The following is a 22,089-nucleotide window of genomic DNA, read 5'->3' as shown; positions in this document are numbered from 1 at the left end:
CCCGGTCCGGCGCGCGCCCTCGGGAGGGGCGTGTTGCGAGGGCGGAGGGCGTGCTTCTGCGCGTGGTCGGCTGGACAGCCGTGCGCACGAGTGTCCTCTGTTGCAACCATGACCCCCCATACGCCCGAGCAACCGGGCGCGTGCAGCGGGCCAATGACGCGCCGTCCTCCCTAACCGACCGCGCCCCCCCCAATCCCCCGTGCCCGCCGCGCCGAAACCGTGTACTCATCTCCCCATGACCCGGCTCAACCTCGAACAGCTCCGCACCTTCCTCGCCGTCGTCCGTTTCGGCGGGGTGCGGCGGGCGGCGGCGGGGCTCAACCTCACCCAGCCGGCGGTCACCGCGCGGATCAAGGCGCTGGAGGAGACGCTGGTGGCCGAGCTCTTCGACCGCTCCGCCGGCGGCATGAAGCTCACCAAGCGCGGCGAGCTGCTCCTGTCCTATGCGGAGAAGTTCGAACATCTCTCCGAGCTGGTCGCCCGAGACGTGATCCAGCCCGAGGGGGTCGAAGGGCGGCTCAGGCTCGGCGTCTCCGAGACCATCGCCCAGTGCTGGCTGCCCGAGCTGATCGCGCGCTGCCACGAGCGCTACCCCAACCTCGACATCGAGTTCGACGTCGACATCTCCACCAACCTGCGCGCCGCGCTCCTGGGCCACGAGCTGGACCTGGCGATCCTGCTCGGGCCGATCTCGGAATACAGCATCGACAATGTCGCCCTGCCGGGCTTCGCGCTGAGCTGGTATGTCGCCGCCGATGCGCCCGAGCCCGCGGACCCCGCAGATCACCTGCAGCGCCCGGTCCTGACCTATGCGCGCAACACCCGGCCCTACCGCGAGATCAAGGACCTGCTCTTCGAGCGCGTCGGGCCGAACGTGCAGATCTTTCCCTCGTCCTCGCTCTCGGCCTGTTTCCGGCTGGTCGAGGCGGGGCTCGGGGTGGCGGCCTTGCCGCGCGCGCTGGGGCGGCGCTTCGTCGAGCGCGGCACGATCCGCAGCTTCGATCCGGGCTGGCTGCCGCATCCGCTGCAGTTCTCGGCCTCCTACCGGGGCGCCCCCACCAGCCATGTGATCGAGACCGCCGCCCAGCTCGCCCGGGAGGTGGCAGAGGACTACCACGCCGGCACAACCTGAGGCGTTGATCAGAAAAACTGATCACTTTCGACAAAAATATACGATTTGCGCTTATATGCGGGCTTGGTCACCCTGAACGTCGAAAGGGAGGATCGGCGTGACGCCCAGCTATTCCACATTGCGCAAGAGCGACCTGGCCACGGTCCGGGCCGAGATCCGGGCCGGGCGCTATGCCTCGCATACCGCGGGGCTCGGGCCGGGCTACCTGCAGACCAATCTCGCGATCCTGCCCGAGAGCCATGCGCTCGACTTCATGCGCTTCTGCCAACGCAATCCCAAGCCCTGCCCGCTGGTGGGCGTCAGCGACACCGGCGATCCGATGATGTTCACGCTGGGCCGCGACATCGACATCCGCAGCGACGTGCCGGCCTACAACATCTACCGCGAGGGGCGGCTGGCGGGGGCCACGACGGACATCACCGCCCTCTGGCGGCCGGACCTCGTGGCCTTCGCGCTCGGCTGTTCCTTCACCTTCGAACAGGCGCTGCAGGACGCCGGGCTGCCGCTCTGGCACATCGAGAACGACACCACCGTGCCGATGTTCCGCTCGGGCATCGAGACGGTGCCCGCCGGGCCCTTCTCGGGCCGGATGGTGGTCAGCATGCGCGGCATCGCGGAAAGCCGCCTCGAGGAAGTGGCCGCGATCTGCCGCCGCTACCCGCAGGCCCATGGCGCGCCGGTGCACTGGGGCGATCCCGGGGCCATCGGCATCCCCGACATCACCCGCCCCGACTGGGGCGATCCGGCGCCGCTGGCGCCCGGGCAGGTGCCGGTCTTCTGGGCCTGCGGCGTCACCCCCCAGGTGGCGATCGAACGCGCGGGGGTGCCGCTCTGCATCACCCACAAACCCGGGCACATGCTGCTCACCGATATCGCCGAGGACGCCGAGGTGCCGGTGCGCAACCCGAGCGGACCCCCGGGGACACAAGAGACCCAAACCACAACAGGGAGCTACACATGACACGCATCTTCACTCTTCTCGCCGCCAGCACCGCGCTGGCCGGCCCGCTGGCCGCCCAGGAACTGTCGGTCGTCGGCAGCTGGTCGAGCCTGCCCTTGCACCAGCAATACGAGGCGCCCTTCTGGACCGAGACGCTGCCCGCGGCCTCGGATGGCGGGATCAGCGTCGCGCTGACCACCCATGACCAGATGAACCTGGGCGTCGGCGACGTCTACCGGCTGCTCGGCGACGGCGTCTACGACGTCGGCATGACCGTGGCCGATTACGCCGTCGCCGATGCGCCCGAGCTAGAGGGCCTGGACGTGCCGCTCCTGGCGCTGACCGCCGCGGAGGCGCGCACCATGGTGGATGCGGCCCGGCCCATGGTCGAGGACATCTACAACGACCGCTTCAACAGCCACGTGCTGGCCATCGCGCCCTATCCGCCGCAGGTCGTCTTCTGCAACGCCGAGATCGGCGGGCTCGCCGATCTCGAGGGCAAGAAGGTCCGCGCCTCGGGCCGGATGACCGCGAAGTTCCTCGAGGCGCTGGGCGCCGAGGGCATCAACGTCAGCTTCTCCGAGGTGCCTGGCGCGCTGCAGAAGGGCGTGGTCGACTGCGCCGTGACCGGCGCGGGCTCGGGCTACAGCGCCGGCTGGTGGGAGGTCTCCACCCATCTCATGCCGATCCCGCTGGGCGGCTGGGACAGCGTGGTGACCGCGGTGAACCTCGACAAGTGGAACAGTCTCGACGCCGAGACCCAGGGCCTGATCGAAGAGCAGATCGCCGCCGAGTTCGAGGCCCCGGCCTGGGCCAGCGCCCAGGACGCGCTGGTCAACGACATCGCCTGCCTGACCGGCAATGGCGACTGCCCGGCGGGCGAGGCGCGGGACATGACCCTGGTCGAGGCCTCCGAGGCCGATTTCGACCGCGCCCGCGAGGTGCTGGTCAACCAGGTGCTGCCCGAATGGGCCGAGCGCGCCGGGGCCGACTGGGCCGAGCGCTGGAACGCCTCGGTCGGCGCGGCGGTCGGCGTGAGCGTGCCGGTCAACTGATCCCCGCGCCGCGCGCGCATCCCGCGCGCGCCGTGCCATACTGATCCCGCACCGCCCCGCATCGGGGCGGTGCCCTGGCCCCCCGCGCGCCGGTCCACCGCGACGCGAGCCCGATCGAAACCCGCCGCCCGATCCCGGGCGGCCCCGCCCCGGAGGCGCAGATGCCCGACAAGATCCTGGCGACCCTCAGACAGGCCAACGGCGTGATCGCCATCCTGATCGGCGTCGTCCTCCTGGCCTGCGTGGCCTTCGTCCTCGCCGACGTCCTCCTGCGCCAGATCGGCGCCTCGCTGGGCGGCACCGACGAGATCAGCGGCTACGTCATGGCCGTCGCCACCTCCTGGGGTATGGCCTACACGCTGAGCGAGATGGGCCATGTGCGCATCGACCTTCTGCGGAGCCGCGCCGGCGCCCGGGGACGGGCGGGTTTCGACCTTGTCTCGCTGGCGATCCTGGCCAGCACCGTCACGCTGATCGCCGTGAAATGCTGGCCGGTGCTCGAACGCTCCCTGGTCAACGGCTCGCGCGCCAATACCCCGCTCGAGACCCCGCTGGCGCTGGTGCAGCTGCCCTGGTTCGCGGGCTGGATCTGGTTCGCGGTCTCGGCCTGGGCGACGCTCCTGGCCGCCGGCGCGCTGGTCATGCGCGGCGATTTCGCGGGCTCGGACGCCGCCATCGGCACTTTCGGCGAAGCGGAGCAGGCGCGATGATCGGTTACATCTCCGTGGGCCTCCTGGGCCTGTTGTGCCTGTCGATCCCGGTCGGCATCGTGCTCTTCATGCTGGGCTTCGGCGTCGACGCCTTCTTCAGCCCCTTCCCGCTCATTCGCGGGCTCGGCAACCTGGTCTGGTCGACCTCGAACAACGCCACGCTGATCGCCATTCCCTTCTTCGTGCTCCTGGGCGAGATCCTGGTGCGCTCGGGCATCGCGACCCGGACCTATGCCGCGCTCGACCGCTGGGTGAGCTGGCTGCCGGGCGGGCTGGTCCATGCCAATGTCGCGACCGCGACGATGTTCTCGGCCACCTCGGGCTCCTCGGTCGCCACCGCGGCGACGGTGGCCACGGTCGCCATGCCCCAGGCCGAGAAGCTGGGCTATGACCCCAAGCTCTTTTCCGGCGCCATCGCGGCGGGCGGCACGCTGGGCATCATGATCCCGCCTTCGATCAACCTGATCGTCTACGGCTTCCTGACCCAGACCTCGATCCCGCGGCTGTTCCTCGCCGGGCTCGTGCCGGGCATCGCGCTGGCCCTGGCCTTCGTGGTGATCACCATGATCCTCTGCGTGATCCGCCCCTCGCTCGGCGGCGAGCGCCGGGTGTTCCCGCTGGCGCAGATGCTGCGCGCGCTGGGCGAGCTGGTGCCGATCTTCCTGCTGTTCCTGGTGATCATCGGCTCGATCTACAAGGGCTGGGCCACGCCCACAGAAGCCGCCGCCGTGGGCGTCGCGGGGACCATCGTGATCGCGCTTTTCTTCGGGCGGGTCTCGCTGGGGATGTTCCGCGAAAGCGTGCTCGGTACCGTCAAGATCACCTCGATGATCATGCTGGTGGTGATCGGCGCCTCCTTCCTGAACTTCACCCTGGCCTCGGCGGGCATCGGCCGCGAGCTGCAGGCCTTCCTCGAGGGGCTGGGCCTCTCGCCGCTCTCCACGATCTTCGTGATCGTCGGCATCTACGTCGTGCTGGGCTTCTTCATCGAGACGCTCTCGCTCATGGTGGTGACGATCCCGATCATCGTGCCCTTGGTGGTCGAGATGGGCTTCGACCCGATCTGGTTCGGCATCCTGATGATCGTGCTCATCGAGATGGCGCTGATCACCCCGCCGGTGGGGCTCAATCTCTACGTGGTGCAGGGGGCGCGGAAATCGGGCAGCATGACCGAGGTGATGCTGGGCACGATTCCCTATATCCTCGCGATGCTGGCCATGGCGGCGGCGCTGATCGCCTTCCCGCAGATCGCGCTCTGGCTGCCGGACGCCCTGCAATGACCGGGGGGACTGGCGACAGGGGCGCGGCCGGCTGGCCGCGCGTCCGCACCGTGGGCGTCGACGGCTTCCTGGTGAGTTTCGCCGACAGCCTGAGCGAGCCCGCCAACCGCGCCGCGCTGGCCTTTCTCGACGCGCTGGAGCGCGAGGCGCCCGAGGGCACCGAGGAGACCTCGACCTCGCTCGTCTCGACCTACCTGCGCTTCGATCCCACAGCGGTCGCCCATGACGCGGTGCGCGCGGCGCTCGCGGCGCTGCTGGCCAGCCGCGACTGGTATGCCGCGCCCCTGCCGGGCGGGCGGCGGCTCTGGCACGTGCCGACGGTCTTCGGCACCGACCTCGCGCCGCAGTTCGACGAGGCCGCCGCCGCGGCGGGGCTTTCGCCCGAGGCCGCGCTGGAAAGCCTGACCACCGCCCGCGTGCGGGTGCAGACCATCGGCTTTGCCCCGGGCCAGCCCTACCTGGGCGAGTTGCCCGCCGACTGGGACATCCCGCGCCAGACCCAGCTCACCGAGAAGGTGCCCGCCGGGGCGCTGGGTCTCGCGATCCGGCAGATGGTTCTGTTCTCGGTGCCGACGCCCACCGGCTGGCGCCACGTCGGCCAGACCGGTTTCCCGCTGTTCCGCCCCGAGGCCGAGACGCCTTTTGTCCTGCGCCCCGGCGACGAGCTCTGCTTCGAGGCGGTCACGCCCGAGAAACTCGCCGCGTTGGACGAGGCGCCGATGGGCGGCGCACGGTCCGAGGTGCTGGCATGAGCGGGCAGCTGATCGTGCATCGCGCGGGCCCCGGGCTGACGCTCCAGGACGAGGGGCGGCCAGGCTACCTGCGGCAGGGGCTGTCGCGCGGGGGCGCGGCCGACAGCCTGGCGCTCTCCGAGGGGCGGGCGCTTCTGGGGCAGGGGGCGGGCACGCTGGCGCTCGAGATGGCCGGCATGGGCGGCGAATTCGAGGCCACCGAGGATCTGCGCATCGCCCTGACCGGCGCGCCGATGCGCGCCAGCATCGACGGCGCGCGGGTCGCCTGGCACGCCAGCCACCTGCTGCCCGCAGGCGCGCGGCTGGTGCTGGGCGCGATGGAGGCCGGGGCTTACGGCTACCTGCACCTGGGCGGCGGCGTCACAGCCGCGCCGCGGCTCGGCGCGGGCTCGGCGCATCTCTCCGCCGGGATCGGTGGGCGCATCGAGCCGGGGCAGCGGCTCGCGCTGAACCCCGACCCGCGCCCCGGAGCGACCGGCTTCAAGATCGCCGCCGAGCCGCGCTTCGAGGGCGGCGAGGTGCGCGTCGTGCCGAGCCTCCAGACCGAGTTCTTCACCCCCGAAGAACGCGCCCGCTTCGAGGAAAGCACCTTCACCCGCGACGCCCGCGGCAACCGCATGGGCGTGCGCTTCCTGCCCGAGGGTCCGGGCTTTGCCAGCAGCGCCGGGCTCTCGGTCCTCTCCGAGGTGATCGTGCCGGGCGACATCCAGATCACCGGCGACGGCACGCCCTTCGTGCTGATGTGCGAATGCCAGACCACCGGCGGCTACCCGAGGATCGGCGCGGTCCTGCCCGCCGATCTGCCCAAGGTCGCGCAATGCGCTCCGAACGGGCAGCTGCGCTTCCGCTTCCTGACGCTCGAGGAGGGGCTTGCCGCCGAGACCCGCGCCCGGGCCGAGCGCAAGCGGCTGGGCGCGCGGATTTCCCGGCTCATCCGCCGGCCCGAAGACATCCGCGATCTTCTGGCCTACAACCTTGTCGGCGGCGTGACCGCCGGAGACGACCTGGAACGGAGCGCCGAATGGGCCTGAGCGTGGATCTGAACGCCGACATGGGCGAGGGCTTCGGCCCCTGGCGGATGACCGATGACGCGGGCCTCCTGGAGGTGGTGAGCTCGGCCAATATCGCCTGCGGGATGCATGCTGGCGACTGGGACACCATGGCCGGGGCCATGGCGGCGGCGGCGCGCAGGGGCGTCGGCATCGGCGCCCATCCGGGCTTTCCCGACCTGCAGGGCTTCGGGCGGCGGCGGATGCATCTGCCGCAGGCGAGCCTGGCGAACCTGGTGCGCTACCAGCTCGGCGCGGCCCAGGCCATGGCGCGGGCCGCGGGCGCCGAGGTCGCGCATCTGAAGCTGCACGGCGCGCTGGCCAACATGGCCTCCGAGGATGCCGAGATGGCGCGGGCTTGCTACGAGGCGGCGCTCTCCGTCGCCCCCGAGATCACGATCATGGTGCTGGCGGGCACCGCCCAGGAAGCGGCGGTCCGGGCGCTCGGCTGCCGCGCGGCCTGCGAGATCTTCGCCGACCGCGCCTATAACGAGGATGCCACCCTGGTCGACCGCAGCCTGCCCGGCGCGGTGATCCACGACCCCGAGACCGCCGCCCGGCGGGTCCTCGAGATGCTGAAGGCCGGCGCCATCATCACCGCCGAGGGCAGCCATCTGCCCTGCCGAATCGACACCGTCTGCCTGCATGGCGACAGCCCCGAGGCGGTGGCGCTGGCGCGCCACCTGCGCGGGCTCCTGGAAGGCGAGGGCGTCACCATCGCCCGGCTGGAGGGCCGGCCGCTCTAGCTGGCCTGGCTGTAGGCCGCGCCCCGGGGCTGGAAGCCCGGATCGAGCCGCGCCGCGAGAAGCCGCACCATGGAGGCATCGCGCGCGGTGAGTCGCCCCTCCTCGAGCGACCCGATGCCCGGCAGCGCCGTCAGCGCCGCAACGGCCCGCGCCAGAAGCGGCGCGGCGGGGGCCCCGTGGCGCGCCGCGAGCCCCTCAAGATCGGCTTCCCCCTGGCACATCAGCGCGGCGATGACCGCCGCGGTCAGCCGGTCCTCGGCGCTCAGCGCATGGCCGCGCCGGGTGGCGAAGCGCCCCGTCGCGACCTCGGTCTGCCAGTCGCCGGTGGCCGGGGCGTTCTGGGCGATGCCCTCGGCGAAGGAGGAGATCGCCGAGGGGCCAAGCCCGATCAGCGTGTCGGCGTCGTCGGTGGTATAGCCCTGGAAGTTGCGCCGGAGCGTGCCGATCCGCGCGGCGCGGGCCATGCTGTCCGAGGGCAGGGCAAAATGGTCGATGCCCACGGCGACATAGCCCGCCGCCTCGAGCCGCGCCCGCGCCGCGCCGGCCAGCGCCAGCCGGTCGGCCGGGCCGGGCAGGGCCGCCTCGGGGATCACCCGCTGGCGCTTGGCCATCCAGGGCACATGGGCGTAGCCGTAAAGCGCCAGCCGGTCCGGTGCGAGCTCCAGCACCCGGTCGAGCGTCGCCTCGAGGCTCGCGCGGGTCTGATGCGGCAGCCCGTAGACCAGGTCGAAGTTCACGCTGGCGATGCCGCGCGCGCGCAGCCCCGCGACCAGCCCGGCGGTCGCGGCCACGCTCTGGTGGCGCCCGATGGTGGCCTGCACCTGCGCGTCGAAATCCTGCACTCCGATCGAGGCCCGCCGCATCCCAAGCCGCATCAGCGCGTCGAGCCGCGCCGCGTCGCAGTCGCAGGGATCGATCTCGACCGAGACCTCGGCCTCGGTCTCGAAGAGGAAGGCGGCGCGCAGCCAGCCCGCCAGCCGGTCGATGCGCCCGGGCGACAGGATGCTGGGCGTGCCGCCGCCCAGGTGCAGCCGCCGCACCGCGACGCCCTCGGGCAGGGCCCAGCTCACCAGTCCGATCTCCTCGCGCAGATGGGCGAGGAACCGGTCGAGCGGCGCGTCGCTGCGGCTGCCCTGGGTGCGGCAGGCGCAGAACCAGCAGAGCCTGCGGCAGAACGGCACATGCAGATACAGCGAGAGCGGCGCGCCGGGCGGGATCGCGCCGATCCAGCGGGCCATCTCTGGGGCGCCGACTGCCGTGGTGAAACGGTCGGCGGGCGGATAGCTCGTGTAGCGCGGCACGCGCGCGTCGAGCAGGGCGGCGGAAAGCGGATCCTGTGTCATGTCGCGACCCTGCCCCGGGGCGTCGGCTCCGTCCTTGATGCAGGTCAAGGCTGGTCGTAAGGGAGGGCCATGAACATGCGTCTCGCCAAGGTGGCCTGCGCCGATTGCCCGATCCGTCACCGGGCGGTCTGCGCCGAGGCCGATGCCGATGATCTCGCGGTGCTGGAAAGCATCAAGAGCTACGTCAGCGTGCCCAAGGGCGGCAGCATCGTGGCCGCGGGCGACGCCTTCGATCACGTCTCCTCGGTGGTGGCGGGCTGCGCGACCATGTCCCGCACGCTCGAGGACGGGCGGCGGCAGATGGTAGGGCTTCTGCTGCCCTCGGATTTCATCGGGCGGCCCGGGCGGGCGCGGTCCTCCTTCGACATCGAGGCGGTCAGCGACGTGACGCTCTGCCGCTTCGAGCGGCCGGCCTTCGAGAAGATCGTGCGGTCTTCGCCCAACGTGGCGCAGCGGCTTCTGACCATGACGCTCGACGAGCTGGAGATCGCGCGGGACTGGTCGGTGCTCTTGGGCCGGATGACCGCGCGCGAGCGGGTGGCGAAGTTCCTCCTGAGCCTGGTGCGCCGCGAGGCCAGCGCCGAGGGCCAGGAGATCACCGACGGCCCGGTGGTCCTGCATCTGCCGCTCTCGCGCGAGGCCATCGCCGATTATCTCGGCCTGACCATCGAGACCACCAGCCGGCAGTTCTCGGCGCTGCGCCGCGAGGGGCTGATCGAGACACCCTCGGCCCGGCAGGTGGTGGTGCCCGATGTGGCGCAGCTCACGCTCGAGGTGCTGGACGACGACGGCGGCCCGATCGCCTGAGTTAGGGGCCGGGCAGGGGGCCTGGGTGCCGTGCGCCCGGTGGGTGACCCTGCCGAGCGCGCCACCCTCTGAGAGAGACCGGCGGGGCGGGCCGGGGGGGGGCTTGGGCCCCATTCCCCAACCATCCGAGCTATGCGACCCGTTGCAGCGGTGCCCGGCCTGCGGACCGAGCACCGACCAGCACCCAACTTCCGGCACTACCGCGCCAGGAGCAGCGGCCGAACGGCGCCCTTCATCAGGTCGCGCGTCACCCCGCCCAGAAGCATCTCGCGCAGCCGCGCGTGGCCATAGGCGCCCGCGACGATCACCTCGGCCCCGGTCTCGCGCGCATGGTCCAGCAGCGTCCGGGCGATGCCGTGCGCGCCCTTGGGCAGCGGCGTCAGCACCGGGCGCAGCCCCTGCCGCGAGAGCATCCGCGCGAGGTCCTGCCCGGCCTCGGGCAGATCGACGGTGACCACCTCGACCTCTCCGGCCAGCGCCAGAAGCGGCGCCGCCGCGCGCACCGCCGCCAGTGCCACGTCGCTGTCGTCCCAGGCCACGAGCACCCGGTCGAGCGCGCCGAGCCCGCTGTCGGTCAGCAGGATCGGCACCCGCGAATTGTAGAGCACCGCCTCGAAGAGCCGCGCGAGGTCGCCCGGAGCGGGCCCGCTGCGCGGCAGAAGCGCGAGGTCGGCAAAGCGCAGCCGCCGCACCAACTGGTAGGCCAGCGCGTCGTAGCCGCTGAGGATGCCCGAGACGGACCACTCCAGCTCCTCGCGCGCGAGGCGGGCCTCGGCGGCGCGGATCTGCTGGGCGAGATCCTCGCGGCAGGTCTCGTTGATCGCGGGCGGGATGAAGGCATCGGCCATGGTGGTTGGCGCGAGATGAAAGATCGCCGGGGCGAGGCAGATCACCTCGAGATGCAGCGAGAGCCGCCGCGCGGTCTCGATCGCGGGCTCCAGCACCGCGAGGCTTTCGGGATCGGGGATGACGGTGACGAGGGTGCCCTGGGACATGGCTGTTCTCCTGTAAGGTCTGTCTCCATCTGAGCCCGCCGCCGCCCGAGCCCGCCATGACCTGGATCAAACCCGTCGCGGGAATTTCCCTTGATCCAGGTCAAGGCGCCGCGGGGCGCGAGCCGCCATAGCTCGACCGCGAAGCGTGCCGGCATGGGGCCGGCGCGCGCCGGACGAACGGGGGCTGCATGGCCATCATCAGAATACTCTGCCTCGGCGTCGTCGCGCTCCTGGCCGCCATCGCGGCGGATTACGGGCGCGACCTCGCCTATACCTTTCACGCCGCCCTGGTGATGCTGATCGCCGCCGGGCTCTGCCTCTGGGAGATCGGCCGCCTGGGCGAGCCCCGCGCGCCGGAACCGCAGGGCTACCTTGACGGGGTGGTGCGCGCGGGCGTGATCGCCACCGCCTTCTGGGGCATCGCGGGCTTTCTCGTGGGCACCTTCATCGCCTTCCAGCTGGCCTTCCCCGGGCTCAACTTCGACTGGTCCGAAGGCTATGCCAACTTCGGCCGCCTGCGGCCCCTGCACACCTCGGCGGTGATCTTCGCCTTCGGGGGCAACGCGCTGATCGCCACCTCCTTCTACGTGGTGCAGCGCACCTCGGCGGCGCGGCTCTGGGGCGGGAACCTCGCGTGGTTCGTCTTCTGGGGCTACCAGCTCTTCATCGTGATGGCGGCGACCGGCTACCTCCTGGGCGCGACCCAGTCGAAGGAATACGCCGAGCCCGAATGGTACGTGGACATCTGGCTGACGCTGGTCTGGCTGGCTTACCTGGCGGTCTTCCTCGGCACGCTGATCAAGCGCCGCGAGCCGCATATCTATGTCGCCAACTGGTTCTTCCTGTCCTTCATCGTGACCGTGGCCATGCTGCATGTGGTCAACAACCTCTCGGTGCCGGTCTCGCTTTTCGGCTCCAAGTCGGTGCAGGTCTTCGCCGGGGTGCAGGACGCCATGACGCAGTGGTGGTACGGCCATAACGCGGTGGGCTTCTTCCTGACCGCGGGCTTCCTGGGGATGATGTATTACTTCGTCCCGAAGCAGGCCGGGCGGCCGATCTACAGCTACAAGCTGTCGATCATCCACTTCTGGGCGCTGATCTTCCTCTATATCTGGGCGGGTCCGCACCACTTGCATTACACCGCGCTGCCCGATTGGGCCTCGACGCTGGGCATGGTCTTCTCGGTGATCCTCTGGATGCCCTCCTGGGGCGGCATGATCAACGGGCTGATGACCCTCGAGGGCGCCTGGGACAAGATCCGCACCGACCCGATCATCCGGATGTTCGTGGCCAGCCTCGCCTTCTACGGCATGTCGACCTTCGAAGGCCCGATGATGTCGATCCGGGCGGTGAACTCGCTGTCGCATTACACCGACTGGACCATCGGCCACGTGCATTCGGGCGCGCTGGGCTGGAACGGGCTGATCACCTTCGCCTGCCTCTATTTCCTGACGCCCAAGCTGTGGGGCCGGGCGCGGATGTATTCCATGGCCGCGATCAACTGGCACTTCTGGCTCGCGACGCTGGGGATCGTCCTCTACGCCGCCTCGATGTGGGTCACCGGGATCATGGAGGGGCTCATGTGGCGCGAGGTCGACGACCAGGGCTTCCTGGTGAACTCCTTCGCCGACACTGTGGCCGCCAAGTTCCCGATGTATGTGGTGCGCGCGACGGGCGGTGTTCTCTACCTCGCAGGCGCCCTGATCATGGTCTGGAACATGTGGATGACCATCCGCGCGCCCGAGGCCCGTCCCGTCAACGCCCCCGTTCCCGCGGAGTAACCTGCCATGACACAAGACACCCACACCCCGCAGGCGGCTGAGGCCGCGCCCGGCCCCGAGCCCGAGGCCACGGAGGGCCCCGCCCGCAAGCGCCGGCTGATCGACCGGCACGCCATTCTCGAGAAGAACGCCACGCTGCTCCTGGTCTTCTCCTTCCTGGTGGTGACCGTCGGCGGCATCGTCGAGATCGCGCCGCTTTTCTGGCTCGAGAACACCATCGAGGAGGTCGAGGGCGTGCGCCCCTATTCGCCGCTCGAACTGGCGGGCCGCGACATCTACCTGCGCGAGGGCTGCTACACCTGCCACAGCCAGATGATCCGCCCGATGCGCGACGAGGTGGAGCGTTACGGCCACTACAGCCTGGCGGCGGAATCCATGTATGACCACCCGTTCCAATGGGGCTCGAAGCGCACCGGGCCGGACCTGGCGCGGGTCGGCGGGCGCTATTCGGATGAATGGCACGTCGACCACTTCGAGGATCCCCAGTCGGTGGTGCCCGAAAGCGTCATGCCGAAATACGACTACCTCGCCCGCGCCGAGATCGGCCCCGAGCACATCCGCGAGCTTCTGCAGACCCATGCGCTGGTCGGCGTGCCCTACACCGAGGAGATGATCCAGGCCGCGCCCGCCGACTTCCGGGTGCAGGTCGATCCCTACGGCGACTGGGACGGGCTCGTGGAGCGCTACCCCGGCGCCCAGGTGCGCAACTTCGACGGACAGCCCGCGCTGACCGAGATGGATGCGCTGATTGCCTACCTGCAGATGCTCGGCACGACGGTCGATTTCTCGACCTTCGTGGCCGAGGCCAGCCGCTGAGGAGCCCGGCCATGCAAGACACCTATTCCCTCCTGCGCGCCTTCGCCGACAGCTGGGCCCTTCTGGCGCTCTTCCTGTTCTTCCTGGGCGCCTTCCTCTGGGTCTGGCGCCCGGGCAGCCGGGCGCTGCACGACGACGCCGCCCGTTCGATCTTCCGCGACGCCCCGCCGCCCGCGCCCGAGAGGCCCCGCGCGGGCTGCGGGCGGGCCTGCGCCGGCTGCACCTGCGCCCCCGAGGAGAGCCGCCAATGACCCAAGAGACACCAAAGACCCGCCAGGTCGAGACCACCGGCCACAGCTGGGACGGCATCGAGGAGCTGAACAACCCGCTGCCGCGCTGGTGGCTCTGGACCTTCTACGCCACCATCCTCTGGGGGGTGATCTACACGATCCTCTTCCCCGCCTGGCCGCTGGCCGAACGCGCGACCGCGGGGCTCCTGGGCTGGTCCCAGCGCGCCGAGGTCGCCGCCGAGATCGCCGCGGTGGCCGACAGCCAGGCGGACCTGCGCCAGGCCCTGGTCGAGACCGAGCTCGCCGCGCTGCCCGAGGATCCCGCGCTGCACCGGTTCGCGGTGCAGGCCGGGGGCGCGCTCTTCCGCAACAACTGCTCGCAGTGCCATGGCGCCGGGGCGGCGGGGGCCGAGGGCTACCCCAACCTTCTCGACGACGACTGGCTCTGGGGCGGCAGCCGCGAAGAGATCGCCTATTCGATCCGCCACGGCATCCGCAGCGAGGAGGACCCGCAAAGCCGCTTCAGCCAGATGCCCGGGTTCGGCGGGATCCTGGAGGCCTCCGAGATCGCTCTGCTGGTCGATCACGTCCAGGCGCTGCCGGGCGGGGCGGATCCCCTCGCCGGGCCGGGCGGGGCGCTCTACGCCGAGAACTGCGCGGCCTGTCACGGCATGGCCGCCGAGGGCAACCGCGAGATCGGCGCGCCGAACCTTTCGGATGCGATCTGGCTTTACGGCTCGGACGACGCGGCGCTGACCCGGCTGATCAGCGAGGGGCCCTATGGCGTGATGCCGCCCTGGGGCGCCCGGCTCGGCGAAGACGGGGTGCGCGCGCTCGCGGCCTATGTGCACCAGCTCGGCGGCGGCGAGGAGGAGGCCGCGCAGGAGATCGGACCGGCGGGTGCGGCCGGCTCCGAGGCCCCGGCTCCCGAGGAGGGGAACGGCGGCTGACACCCCCGCCTCGCGGTCCTGTTCGCGCGTGCCGCGAGGCGCGGCGGTGGCGGGCGGCGGTCTTCGGGCCGCCGCTTGTGTTTGCGGGGGGCGTGTGCGCTTGGAATGCCGGGGGCGGCCGCCACGGGGAGGCCGGTCTTGCATGGGTGTGCCGCGCCGTTTGGCCGATCGTTTTCCGGTCCCAAGCATCGCGGACTCCGTCACCTCAACAGAGGGCTGACGTTCCAAGATTGAAACGTCAGCTGCGGGCACCGTGCACCTTAGAGCGCGCCACCTCAGCGCGTGTCATTCCACACCTGCCAAGTCTCTCTCCCTATGGCCCTTGGCCCAACCGGTCCGAACACGCCAAACCGCCATCACCCCTCGCACCAGAGGGCGCGCGCCGGACCGGGGGCCGGCGCTGCTGACCTCTGAGCGGTGCGCTTAATGGCAGCAAGGTCAGGACGAACGATACGCGAAGCACGCCGCCCACAAGAGCGCCGGCCCAAGGGGCCGGTCCGGCGCGCGCCCGGCATCTTCGATGCTGTTCGGGCGCAATTGGTGGGACGGAGAGCGCGTCATTCGGGCGGGCGGGGCGGTTTGGTGTGGGGGAGTGGGTGCGCGGGGGCGAGGTACTGACCGCTTAGACCACGGACCGGATCGGCCTCTGACGAGTTCGCTCCTGCGCCCACACCCAATCCACCCTGCGCCCACATCCAACCACCCCCCAATTCCCCCGCCCCCTTGATCCAGGTCAACGCGCGCCCTTCGCCCGCCCGTCATAACGGCCCGGCGAACAGGACGTGAGACCATGAGCACCGAAGACACCTCCCTCTACGCCGCGCGCGAGCCGATCTTCCCGCGCCGGGTCTCCGGCGCCTTCCGCCGGCTGAAATGGCAGATCATGGCGGTGACGCTGGCGATCTACTACGTCACCCCCTGGCTGCGCTGGGACCGGGGGCCCGCGCTGCCCGACCAGGCGGTGCTGGTCGATCTCGCGCATCGGCGCTTCTATTTCTTCTGGATCGAGATATGGCCGCACGAGTTCTACTTCGTCGCGGGTCTGCTGATCATGGCCGGGGTCGGGCTTTTCCTCTTCACCGCCGCACTCGGGCGGGTCTGGTGCGGCTATGCCTGCCCGCAGACCGTCTGGACCGATCTTTTCCTGCTGGTCGAACGCTGGGTCGAGGGCGACCGCAACGCCCGCCTGCGCCTGCACCGCGCGCCCTGGAGCGCGCGCAAATGGCGGCTGCGGCTCAGCAAATGGGCGCTCTGGCTCGCCATCGCGCTGGCGACCGGGGGCGCCTGGGTATTCTATTTCGCCGATGCGCCGGGCCTCGCGCGGGACCTCCTGACGCTGGAGGCGCCGCCGGTCGCCTGGGCCTCGATCGGGGTCCTGACCTTCACCACCTTCACCTTCGGCGGCTTCATGCGCGAACAGGTCTGCATCTACATGTGCCCCTGGCCGCGCATCCAGGGCGCCATGATGGACGACGGCACGCTGACGGTGGCCTACCGCGACTGGCGGGGCGAGCCGCGCGGGCGCGGGCTGAAGCGCCAGGCGACCCCCGCCACCCGCGCCGCGGGGCCGCGGATCGGCGGGCGCTCGCCGCTCCTGCCGATGCCCAACCGTGACGGCGCCACCCGCGCCGCCGCCGCCCACGACACCCCGCCCGAGGCCCCCGCCGGCGACTGCATCGACTGCAACGCCTGCGTGAATGTCTGCCCCATGGGCATCGACATCCGCGACGGCCAGCAGATGGCCTGCATCACCTGCGCGCTCTGCATCGACGCCTGCGACGAGGTCATGGCCCGGATCGACCGGCCGCGCGGGCTGATCGACTACCTCGCGCTCGAGGACGCCCCGCGCGAGGCCGCGGGCGGCGCGCCGCGCCCGGCCTGGCAGCATGTGCTGAGGGCCCGGAACCTGGTCTATTTCGCGCTCTGGCTGGCCTGCGGGCTGGCGCTCATCGCGGCGCTGATGCTGCGCCCGACGCTGGAGCTGACCGTGGCCCCGGTGCGCAACCCCAGCTTCATCACCCTGTCTGACGGCAGCATCCGCAACGCCTACGACCTGCGCTTGCGCAACCGCGAGGGCGTGCCGAGCGCCATCGCCCTGTCGCTGAGCGATCCCGGCGCGCTGGCGCTCGAGGTCGAGGGCGCCGAGCCCGGTGCGGTGGCGATCCGCGCCGACAGCCAGCGGCTGATCCGGGTCTATGTCACCGCGCCCCCCGGGGCGCCCGCCGCAAGCGCCGACCGCAGCGCGCTCAGCATCGAGGCCCGCGACGTCGAAACCGGCGCCACCGCGCGGGTCGCCACCACCTTCAACGGAGACGCTCCATGACATCCGCATCCCGCCCGCTCACCGGCCGCCACGTGCTGATGATGTTCCTCTGCGGCTTCGGCCTGATTATCGCGGTGAACGTGACCCTCGCGGTTCAGGCCGTCGGCACCTTCCCGGGCCTCGAGGTCGCCAATTCCTACGTGGCGAGCCAGAGCTTCGAGGCCCGCCGCAGCGCCCAGGAAGCGCTCGGCTGGGAGGCCCGCGCGACCTACGCCTCGGGCGCGCTGACCCTGCGCGTCACCACCGCCGAAGGCCAGCCGGTCCCGCCCGAGGGCTTCACCGCAAGGATCGGCCGGCCGACCCATGGCGGCGCCGACCGGCAGCTGGCCTTCGACGCCGCGGGCCGGGCGCGGGTGACGCTGGAGCCCGGCCTCTGGCGGCTCGACCTCGCGGGTGGCAGCGAAAAGGCGCCCTTCGTGCAGAGCCTCTCGCTCCGGGTCGCGCCGTGAACGCGGCCTGTCCCGCCTGCGTCGGCGCCGCCGAGATCGCCCGCGACAGCGCGGCGCGCGGGGCCGCGCCCGAGGCGCTGACCCTGCATCTGCCGGACATCCATTGCGCCGCCTGCATCGCCTCGGTCGAGGCGGCGCTGGGCGCTTGGCCCGGGGTCACAGGCGCGCGGGTGAACCTCTCGCGCAGGCAGGTGGCGATCGAAGGCGCCGATCTCGCGCCCGAGCCCCTGATCGCGGCGCTGGCGGCGGCGGGGCACCGGGCGCAGATGCTCGACCCCGCGCGGCTCGCGGGCCAGGACCCGGTGATGCGCGACCTGATCATGCGCACCGGCGTCGCGGGCTTTGCCATGATGAACGTCATGCTGCTGTCGGTGGCGGTCTGGTCCGGCGCGGCCGAGGTCACCGCGCAGCTCTTCCACCTGGTCTCCGCCGCCATCGCCCTGCCGGCGGTGGCCTTCGCCGGGCGGCCCTTCTTCGCCGCCGCGCTGAGCGCGCTGCGGGGCGGGCGGCTGGGCATGGACGTGCCGATCTCGCTGGCGATCCTGCTGGCCGCGCTGGTCTCGCTGGTCGGGGCGCTTCAGGGCGCGGACCGGCACAGCTGGTTCGACGCGGCGCTGGCGCTGACCTTCTTCCTGCTGATCGGGCGGACGCTCGATCACGCCGGGCGGGCGGCGGCGCGCTCGGCGGCAGCGGAGCTGGCCGCGCTGAGCGTGCCGCAGGCGGTGCGGTTGACCGAGACCGGCCCCGAGGTCGTCCGCGCCGAGGACCTGCGCCCCGGCGACCGCATCGCCCTGCGCCCCGGCGATCGGCTGCCCGCCGACGGCATCGTGACCGAGGGGCAGAGCGACCTCGACCGCTCGGCCCTGACCGGCGAGAGCGCGCCTTTCGCCGTGGGCCCCGGCGCCGCCGTCTCGGCAGGCGAGGTGGCGCTTTCGGGCGCGCTGACTCTCAGGGTGGTGCGCGCCGGGCGCGACACCGCGCTGGCGCGGCTGGCCGAGCTGGTCGCGACCGCCGAGAGCCAGCGCACCCGTTTCGCCGGGATCGCCGATCGCGCCGCGCGGGCCTATGCGCCGCTGGTGCATCTTCTGAGCCTCGCGGCCTTTATCGCCTGGTGGGCGCTGACCGGCGACGGTTGGCGGGCGGTCGACGTGGCCATCGCGGTCCTGGTCATCACCTGTCCCTGCGCCCTGGGGCTCGCGGTGCCGGCGGTCTCGGTGGTGGCGACGGGGCGGCTCTTCCGAAAGGGTCTCCTGGTGAAATCCGCGACCGCGCTCGAACGGCTGGCGGGGGTGGACATGGTGGTCTTCGACAAGACCGGCACGCTCACGACCGGGGCGGCGCGGCTGCGCGGCAACCCCTCGGACGCGGAGCTGGCGCTGGCGGCGGGGCTCGCCGCGACAAGCAACCATCCCTATTCCCGCGCGCTGGTCGCCGCGGCCGAGGCGCGCGGACTGACGCCGCACCCCGTCACCGAGGCCTGCGAGATCCCCGGACGCGGCATCGAGGCCCGACACGGCGGCCGGCTCGTGCGGCTTGGCCGCCCCGCCTGGATCGGTGCCGAGGGCGAGGGCGTGGCGCTCGATCCCGGAGAGGGCGCGCCGCTGCTTTTCACCTTCGAGGAGGACCCCCGCCCCGAGGCAGGCGCCACGGTGCGCGCCCTGCAGGCGCGCGGCTTCGAGGCGGCGCTTCTCTCGGGCGACACCGAGGGGCCCTGCCGCCGCCTCGCTGATACCCTGGGCATCGCCCGCGCCGAAAGCGGCATGACGCCCGAGGGCAAGGCGGATTGGATCGCCGCGCGCGGCGCCGAGGGCCGCCGCGTGCTGATGATCGGCGACGGGCTCAACGACACCGGGGCGCTGGCGCGGGCGCATGCCTCGGTGGCGCCGGGCTCGGGGCTCGACGCGGCGCGCAACGCCGCCGACGTGGTGCTTCTGTCGGGGCGGCTCGACCTGATCCCCGAGCTTCTGGCGATCAGCCGGGCGGGGCTCGGGCGGATGCGGCAGAACGTCTGGCTCTCGGCGGCCTACAACATCGTGGCGGTGCCGGTGGCGCTGGCCGGGCTCGCCACACCCTTTCTCGCGGCGCTGGCCATGTCGGTCTCCTCGGTCAGCGTTTCGCTCAACGCGCTTCGGAGGATGTGATGAACGTGCTGGTGGTGCTGATCCCGGTCTCGGTGGGCCTGGGGCTTCTGGGGCTCGGAGGGTTTCTCTGGACGCTTCGGGCGGCGCAATACGAGGACGCGGAGGGGGACCGGCACCGGATCCTCGATCCGCGCTGGGACGAGGCGCCGAAGGGGTGAGGGGGGGGCGTCGCCCCAGTTGTTGACTGTGAAAGCAGGCGCTTCTGTCTTCTTAAGTCGCACCGGGCCGGGCGGGCGGTGGCGTAGCTTACGCAAAGTCGGGCACCAGAATGCAGTCGCTCAGATCGCTTCGAAGCCCGCCGCGCCGGACAAGCCTCACGCCGCATGGTCCTCAGCGCCCAGCCTCCTGACACGACGCGCAGCCAACTAGCTCACCGCGCCTTAACTTATTCTTTTTGTCGGGATTGACGATCCGACTAAAACAGTCGACTATCCCCACACCGCCGGGCGCCGCGCCGGCGGTCCGAACCGGGGACAGATCCATGACCAGACCGCTTGCCACCTTTTGCGCCGCGCCACCCTCCGCGCCCCGCAATCGCGCGCGGGCCGAGCGTCACGCCTGCCCGGAGCGGCCCGAGACCTGCTGGTGCGAGGTGCTGACCTCGGCGCTCGAGGCGGGCGGGCCCTCGGACACCCCGGTCGAGGCGCTTGCCGACCGGCTCGGAACGCGGCCATGACCAAGGAAGACAGCGATCCCATGTGCCCCAGCGACACCGATCCGGCGCCGACGCCGGTCTACGACGCCCGCCGCCTCGTCGGCAGCGATGCCTGCGCGCGGCTCGTCCTCGACGGGCAGGTCTACACCCTGCGCATCACCCGTGCGGAGAAGCTGATCCTGACGAAATGACCCTACGGAGGGCCGCGCCTCCCGCGCGCGGCCCCGCATCTTCCCAGCCATCGGCGCGCCCCGAGGTCGGGTGGCGGACCGGAGGCGTCCCGCAGGGTTCCCTCGCCCCGCGCGGCGCCCCCGGGGACCGGCCCGGCCCGCGCCCCCAGCGAGGTTTCCCATGAGCAAGATCCCCAGCCCCTGCATCGACGTCTGCAAGTTCCGCCGTGAGGGCCACTGCATCGGCTGTTCCATGACCAAGGGGCAGAAGAAGCTCTTCAAGTCCCTGAAAAGCAACAAGCACCGTGAGGCCTTCCTCACGATGCTCGTGGCCCAGCAGGAGAACATGGGCAAATACCGGGCCTGGGCGCCGGCTTATGAGAAGCGCTGCGCCAAGAAGGGCGCGCGCCCAAAGCTGGCGCTGAGCGCCTGAGAGGAGAGGGCGGGGCGCCCGGTCGGGGCGCCGCCCGTGGTCCGAAGGAAACACCCCGGCCTAGGTCGTGGCGATTTGCGAGCGCGCCGCCAAGACGACACTCGACCATTCGGGCCGGGGCCGCCGGGGCGCCCCCCGACCCGTCAGGCCGGGGCCGCCGCGCCTTCAGCGCAGATGCGCCCGCAGGAACCAGGCGAATTTCTCGTGCGTCTGGCCGCGCGCGATGCAGAGATCCTCGGTCAGCGTGTCGCCGTGCTCGGCGGCCAGCTCGCCGCAGCCCGCGAGCGTCGCGGCCAGCGTCTCCTGGGCGACCAGCATGGCCTCGATCATCTGCTTGTCGCTGGCGGTGCCGGAATGTTCGGCCACCTTGGAGGCCTCGACCATGCCGGCCAGCGTCGCCTCGACATGCACGTCGAGCGCGCGCATCCGCTCGGCCAGGTCGTCCTGGGCCTCGAAGTGATCCTCGTAGATCTTCTGGAACAGCTCGTGCAGCGGCGCGAAGGCCATGCCGGTGACGTTCCAGTGGAAGTTCTGCGCCAGCATGGTGGTCACCGTGGTCTCGGCGACCGATTGCTGCAGCGCCGCTCCGATGGCGCTTTGCGCGTCGGGGGTCAGGGAATGTGCGGTCTGGGTCATGACATCTCCTTGATCTGTCCTGGCTCGGGGCTGGCTGGCAGGTCCGCTGGCTCGCCCGGCACTATTTGGGGCGTTCCCCGGGAAGAACAATGGAGAGATTAGAATAATTCTAAACTGGCTGGAATTCCGCCGCCACCGCGCGCACCAGGAAGGCCAGGTTGCGCCGCGCCGCATGGGGCACCCGGGCGCGGATCAGGAACTGGAAGCTGTCCTCGTCGCCCGATTGCGCCGAATGGGCGAGCCGCGCCAGCCAGGCCTCGTCGAAAGAGACCTCCCGCGCGTCGGGACGGTAAAGGACGGGCCGCTGGCCCAAGGCCTGGGCGAGCCCGCGCATCAGCGTCTCCGCGTGGGCGCTGCGGGCCACCGTGCGGTCAGTGGAGAGCACCGCGCAGGCCTGGAAGAGGTCGCTGCGCGCCGCCGTCCGACAGCTCAACGCGGTGACCCGGAGGTGGTTCAGAAGCGGCCGCATCGTCTCGGCGATCGGGGCGGGGCGCGGGGCCGGGTCGAAGGGCAGATGCTCGAGCTTGAGCGGCACCATGGGCGGGGTCCTCGAAGGCTGTGGGGCAGGCGGCAGGTGGGGCGCCGCTATGGCTGACAATAATTGTAGGGTATGGCGGCTGCAAGGGCAGGGCGCGCGCCGAGATGCCGCGGGGGCGGTGCAAAGACCCGGACAAGGGGGACGGTCGGTTGCCCGGC

24 protein-coding genes are annotated in these 22,089 nt (G+C 71.3%); 20 read left to right on the top strand and 4 right to left on the bottom strand.

The genetic code is table 11. The features are described 5' to 3' along the window. Positions 1 to 235 precede the first annotated feature (235 nt). The 8 genes from LR948_RS01630 to LR948_RS01595 all read left to right on the top strand — a co-directional run bounded on the left by LR948_RS01630 (position 236) and on the right by LR948_RS01595 (position 7,664). Positions 236 to 1,132, top strand: a complete 897-nt coding sequence (locus tag LR948_RS01630) for a LysR family transcriptional regulator (protein ID WP_232752173.1) — start codon at positions 236 to 238, stop codon at positions 1,130 to 1,132. A gap of 97 nt (positions 1,133 to 1,229) precedes the next feature. Continuing rightward, on the top strand, positions 1,230 to 2,093 hold the full coding sequence (locus tag LR948_RS01625; RefSeq protein ID WP_232752171.1) for a putative hydro-lyase: 864 nt from the start codon (positions 1,230 to 1,232) through the stop codon (positions 2,091 to 2,093). Further along, positions 2,090 to 3,127 carry a TRAP transporter substrate-binding protein gene (locus LR948_RS01620; RefSeq protein WP_232752170.1) on the top strand — a complete coding sequence of 346 codons (1,038 nt, stop codon included), beginning with the start codon at positions 2,090 to 2,092 and terminating at the stop codon, positions 3,125 to 3,127. The genes LR948_RS01625 and LR948_RS01620 overlap by 4 nt, the downstream gene beginning before the upstream one ends. Before the next feature lie 161 nt (positions 3,128 to 3,288). Then, on the top strand, positions 3,289 to 3,837 hold the full coding sequence (locus LR948_RS01615) for a TRAP transporter small permease subunit (RefSeq protein WP_232752169.1): 549 nt from the start codon (positions 3,289 to 3,291) through the stop codon (positions 3,835 to 3,837). Further along, entirely contained in the window at positions 3,834 to 5,117 is a 1,284-nt protein-coding gene (locus LR948_RS01610) for a TRAP transporter large permease (protein ID WP_232752168.1), read from the top strand. The genes LR948_RS01615 and LR948_RS01610 overlap by 4 nt, the downstream gene beginning before the upstream one ends. Next, entirely contained in the window at positions 5,114 to 5,869 is a 756-nt protein-coding gene (locus tag LR948_RS01605; protein WP_232752167.1) for an allophanate hydrolase subunit 1, read from the top strand. The genes LR948_RS01610 and LR948_RS01605 overlap by 4 nt, the downstream gene beginning before the upstream one ends. Beyond that, entirely contained in the window at positions 5,866 to 6,900 is a 1,035-nt protein-coding gene (locus tag LR948_RS01600; RefSeq protein WP_232752166.1) for a biotin-dependent carboxyltransferase family protein, read from the top strand. Before LR948_RS01605 ends, LR948_RS01600 begins: the two co-directional genes overlap by 4 nt. Continuing rightward, entirely contained in the window at positions 6,891 to 7,664 is a 774-nt protein-coding gene (locus LR948_RS01595) for a LamB/YcsF family protein (protein ID WP_232752165.1), read from the top strand. The genes LR948_RS01600 and LR948_RS01595 overlap by 10 nt, the downstream gene beginning before the upstream one ends. Here the strand turns inward: LR948_RS01595 and hemN are convergent. After that, complete coding sequence (gene hemN, locus LR948_RS01590; RefSeq protein ID WP_232752164.1) at positions 7,661 to 9,007, bottom strand: oxygen-independent coproporphyrinogen III oxidase; 1,347 nt, start codon at positions 9,005 to 9,007, stop codon at positions 7,661 to 7,663. The two genes, LR948_RS01595 and hemN, sit on opposite strands and share 4 nt — an antisense overlap. A gap of 69 nt (positions 9,008 to 9,076) precedes the next feature. On the opposite strand from hemN, the gene fnrL reads away from it, so the two are divergent. Next, positions 9,077 to 9,814 carry a transcriptional regulator FnrL gene (fnrL, locus tag LR948_RS01585; protein ID WP_232752163.1) on the top strand — a complete coding sequence of 246 codons (738 nt, stop codon included), beginning with the start codon at positions 9,077 to 9,079 and terminating at the stop codon, positions 9,812 to 9,814. A 197-nt stretch (positions 9,815 to 10,011) separates the two neighbouring features. Here the strand turns inward: fnrL and LR948_RS01580 are convergent, their stop codons facing one another. Continuing rightward, positions 10,012 to 10,809, bottom strand: a complete 798-nt coding sequence (locus LR948_RS01580; RefSeq protein ID WP_232752162.1) for a universal stress protein — start codon at positions 10,807 to 10,809, stop codon at positions 10,012 to 10,014. A 188-nt stretch (positions 10,810 to 10,997) separates the two neighbouring features. On the opposite strand from LR948_RS01580, the gene ccoN reads away from it, so the two are divergent. From ccoN to LR948_RS01525, 11 genes are all read left to right on the top strand, one after another. After that, positions 10,998 to 12,590, top strand: coding sequence for a cytochrome-c oxidase, cbb3-type subunit I (ccoN, locus tag LR948_RS01575; protein WP_232752161.1), 1,593 nt, complete (start codon positions 10,998 to 11,000; stop codon positions 12,588 to 12,590). A 6-nt stretch (positions 12,591 to 12,596) separates the two neighbouring features. Continuing rightward, positions 12,597 to 13,406, top strand: a complete 810-nt coding sequence (gene ccoO, locus LR948_RS01570; RefSeq protein WP_232752160.1) for a cytochrome-c oxidase, cbb3-type subunit II — start codon at positions 12,597 to 12,599, stop codon at positions 13,404 to 13,406. A gap of 11 nt (positions 13,407 to 13,417) precedes the next feature. Then, entirely contained in the window at positions 13,418 to 13,657 is a 240-nt protein-coding gene (locus LR948_RS01565) for a cbb3-type cytochrome c oxidase subunit 3 (protein ID WP_232752159.1), read from the top strand. Further along, positions 13,654 to 14,586, top strand: coding sequence for a cytochrome-c oxidase, cbb3-type subunit III (gene ccoP, locus LR948_RS01560; RefSeq protein WP_232752158.1), 933 nt, complete (start codon positions 13,654 to 13,656; stop codon positions 14,584 to 14,586). Before LR948_RS01565 ends, ccoP begins: the two co-directional genes overlap by 4 nt. Before the next feature lie 790 nt (positions 14,587 to 15,376). Next, positions 15,377 to 16,909, top strand: coding sequence for a 4Fe-4S dicluster domain-containing protein (locus LR948_RS01555; protein ID WP_232752156.1), 1,533 nt, complete (start codon positions 15,377 to 15,379; stop codon positions 16,907 to 16,909). Beyond that, a complete protein-coding gene (locus LR948_RS01550; protein WP_232752155.1) occupies positions 16,906 to 17,358 on the top strand; it encodes a FixH family protein in 453 nt (150 codons plus the stop codon). The genes LR948_RS01555 and LR948_RS01550 overlap by 4 nt, the downstream gene beginning before the upstream one ends. After that, on the top strand, positions 17,355 to 19,499 hold the full coding sequence (locus LR948_RS01545; protein WP_232752154.1) for a heavy metal translocating P-type ATPase: 2,145 nt from the start codon (positions 17,355 to 17,357) through the stop codon (positions 19,497 to 19,499). The genes LR948_RS01550 and LR948_RS01545 overlap by 4 nt, the downstream gene beginning before the upstream one ends. After that, a complete protein-coding gene (gene ccoS / locus LR948_RS01540) occupies positions 19,499 to 19,657 on the top strand; it encodes a cbb3-type cytochrome oxidase assembly protein CcoS (protein WP_232752153.1) in 159 nt (52 codons plus the stop codon). Before LR948_RS01545 ends, ccoS begins: the two co-directional genes overlap by 1 nt. Before the next feature lie 323 nt (positions 19,658 to 19,980). Beyond that, positions 19,981 to 20,175, top strand: coding sequence for a hypothetical protein (locus LR948_RS01535; protein WP_232752152.1), 195 nt, complete (start codon positions 19,981 to 19,983; stop codon positions 20,173 to 20,175). A gap of 20 nt (positions 20,176 to 20,195) precedes the next feature. Continuing rightward, positions 20,196 to 20,345, top strand: a complete 150-nt coding sequence (hemP, locus tag LR948_RS01530) for a hemin uptake protein HemP (RefSeq protein WP_232752620.1) — start codon at positions 20,196 to 20,198, stop codon at positions 20,343 to 20,345. Between the two features lie 160 nt (positions 20,346 to 20,505). Next, positions 20,506 to 20,757 (top strand): DUF1289 domain-containing protein, encoded by a 252-nt coding sequence (locus LR948_RS01525; protein ID WP_232752151.1) that lies wholly within the window; start codon positions 20,506 to 20,508, stop codon positions 20,755 to 20,757. 165 nt (positions 20,758 to 20,922) lie between these two features. Here the strand turns inward: LR948_RS01525 and LR948_RS01520 are convergent, their stop codons facing one another. Continuing rightward, a complete protein-coding gene (locus tag LR948_RS01520) occupies positions 20,923 to 21,393 on the bottom strand; it encodes a Dps family protein (RefSeq protein WP_232752150.1) in 471 nt (156 codons plus the stop codon). 109 nt (positions 21,394 to 21,502) lie between these two features. After that, positions 21,503 to 21,931 carry a hypothetical protein gene (locus tag LR948_RS01515; RefSeq protein WP_232752149.1) on the bottom strand — a complete coding sequence of 143 codons (429 nt, stop codon included), beginning with the start codon at positions 21,929 to 21,931 and terminating at the stop codon, positions 21,503 to 21,505. Between the last annotated feature and the right edge of the window lie 158 nt (positions 21,932 to 22,089).

Source organism: Roseivivax sp. GX 12232 (assembly GCF_021272185.1).
Taxonomy (GTDB): domain Bacteria; phylum Pseudomonadota; class Alphaproteobacteria; order Rhodobacterales; family Rhodobacteraceae; genus Roseivivax.
This window is presented reverse-complemented; position numbering and strand designations above follow the sequence as displayed.

Excerpts from the sequence above, each read along its gene's own strand:
- LR948_RS01630 (WP_232752173.1), top strand. The coding sequence starts at position 236 with ATGACCCGGCTCAACCTCGAACAGCTCCGCACCTTCCTCGCCGTCGTC.
- LR948_RS01515 (WP_232752149.1), bottom strand. The coding sequence starts at position 21,931 with ATGGTGCCGCTCAAGCTCGAGCATCTGCCCTTCGACCCGGCCCCGCGC.
- LR948_RS01610 (WP_232752168.1), top strand. The coding sequence starts at position 3,834 with ATGATCGGTTACATCTCCGTGGGCCTCCTGGGCCTGTTGTGCCTGTCG.
- hemN (WP_232752164.1), bottom strand. The coding sequence starts at position 9,007 with ATGACACAGGATCCGCTTTCCGCCGCCCTGCTCGACGCGCGCGTGCCG.
- LR948_RS01605 (WP_232752167.1), top strand. The coding sequence starts at position 5,114 with ATGACCGGGGGGACTGGCGACAGGGGCGCGGCCGGCTGGCCGCGCGTC.
- LR948_RS01595 (WP_232752165.1), top strand. The coding sequence starts at position 6,891 with ATGGGCCTGAGCGTGGATCTGAACGCCGACATGGGCGAGGGCTTCGGC.
- hemP (WP_232752620.1), top strand. The coding sequence starts at position 20,196 with ATGTGCCCCAGCGACACCGATCCGGCGCCGACGCCGGTCTACGACGCC.
- LR948_RS01580 (WP_232752162.1), bottom strand. The coding sequence starts at position 10,809 with ATGTCCCAGGGCACCCTCGTCACCGTCATCCCCGATCCCGAAAGCCTC.
- LR948_RS01550 (WP_232752155.1), top strand. The coding sequence starts at position 16,906 with ATGACATCCGCATCCCGCCCGCTCACCGGCCGCCACGTGCTGATGATG.
- LR948_RS01555 (WP_232752156.1), top strand. The coding sequence starts at position 15,377 with ATGAGCACCGAAGACACCTCCCTCTACGCCGCGCGCGAGCCGATCTTC.
- LR948_RS01520 (WP_232752150.1), bottom strand. The coding sequence starts at position 21,393 with ATGACCCAGACCGCACATTCCCTGACCCCCGACGCGCAAAGCGCCATC.
- ccoS (WP_232752153.1), top strand. The coding sequence starts at position 19,499 with ATGAACGTGCTGGTGGTGCTGATCCCGGTCTCGGTGGGCCTGGGGCTT.
- ccoP (WP_232752158.1), top strand. The coding sequence starts at position 13,654 with ATGACCCAAGAGACACCAAAGACCCGCCAGGTCGAGACCACCGGCCAC.
- LR948_RS01620 (WP_232752170.1), top strand. The coding sequence starts at position 2,090 with ATGACACGCATCTTCACTCTTCTCGCCGCCAGCACCGCGCTGGCCGGC.
- LR948_RS01535 (WP_232752152.1), top strand. The coding sequence starts at position 19,981 with ATGACCAGACCGCTTGCCACCTTTTGCGCCGCGCCACCCTCCGCGCCC.
- LR948_RS01565 (WP_232752159.1), top strand. The coding sequence starts at position 13,418 with ATGCAAGACACCTATTCCCTCCTGCGCGCCTTCGCCGACAGCTGGGCC.
- fnrL (WP_232752163.1), top strand. The coding sequence starts at position 9,077 with ATGAACATGCGTCTCGCCAAGGTGGCCTGCGCCGATTGCCCGATCCGT.
- LR948_RS01615 (WP_232752169.1), top strand. The coding sequence starts at position 3,289 with ATGCCCGACAAGATCCTGGCGACCCTCAGACAGGCCAACGGCGTGATC.
- ccoO (WP_232752160.1), top strand. The coding sequence starts at position 12,597 with ATGACACAAGACACCCACACCCCGCAGGCGGCTGAGGCCGCGCCCGGC.
- LR948_RS01600 (WP_232752166.1), top strand. The coding sequence starts at position 5,866 with ATGAGCGGGCAGCTGATCGTGCATCGCGCGGGCCCCGGGCTGACGCTC.
- LR948_RS01525 (WP_232752151.1), top strand. The coding sequence starts at position 20,506 with ATGAGCAAGATCCCCAGCCCCTGCATCGACGTCTGCAAGTTCCGCCGT.
- ccoN (WP_232752161.1), top strand. The coding sequence starts at position 10,998 with ATGGCCATCATCAGAATACTCTGCCTCGGCGTCGTCGCGCTCCTGGCC.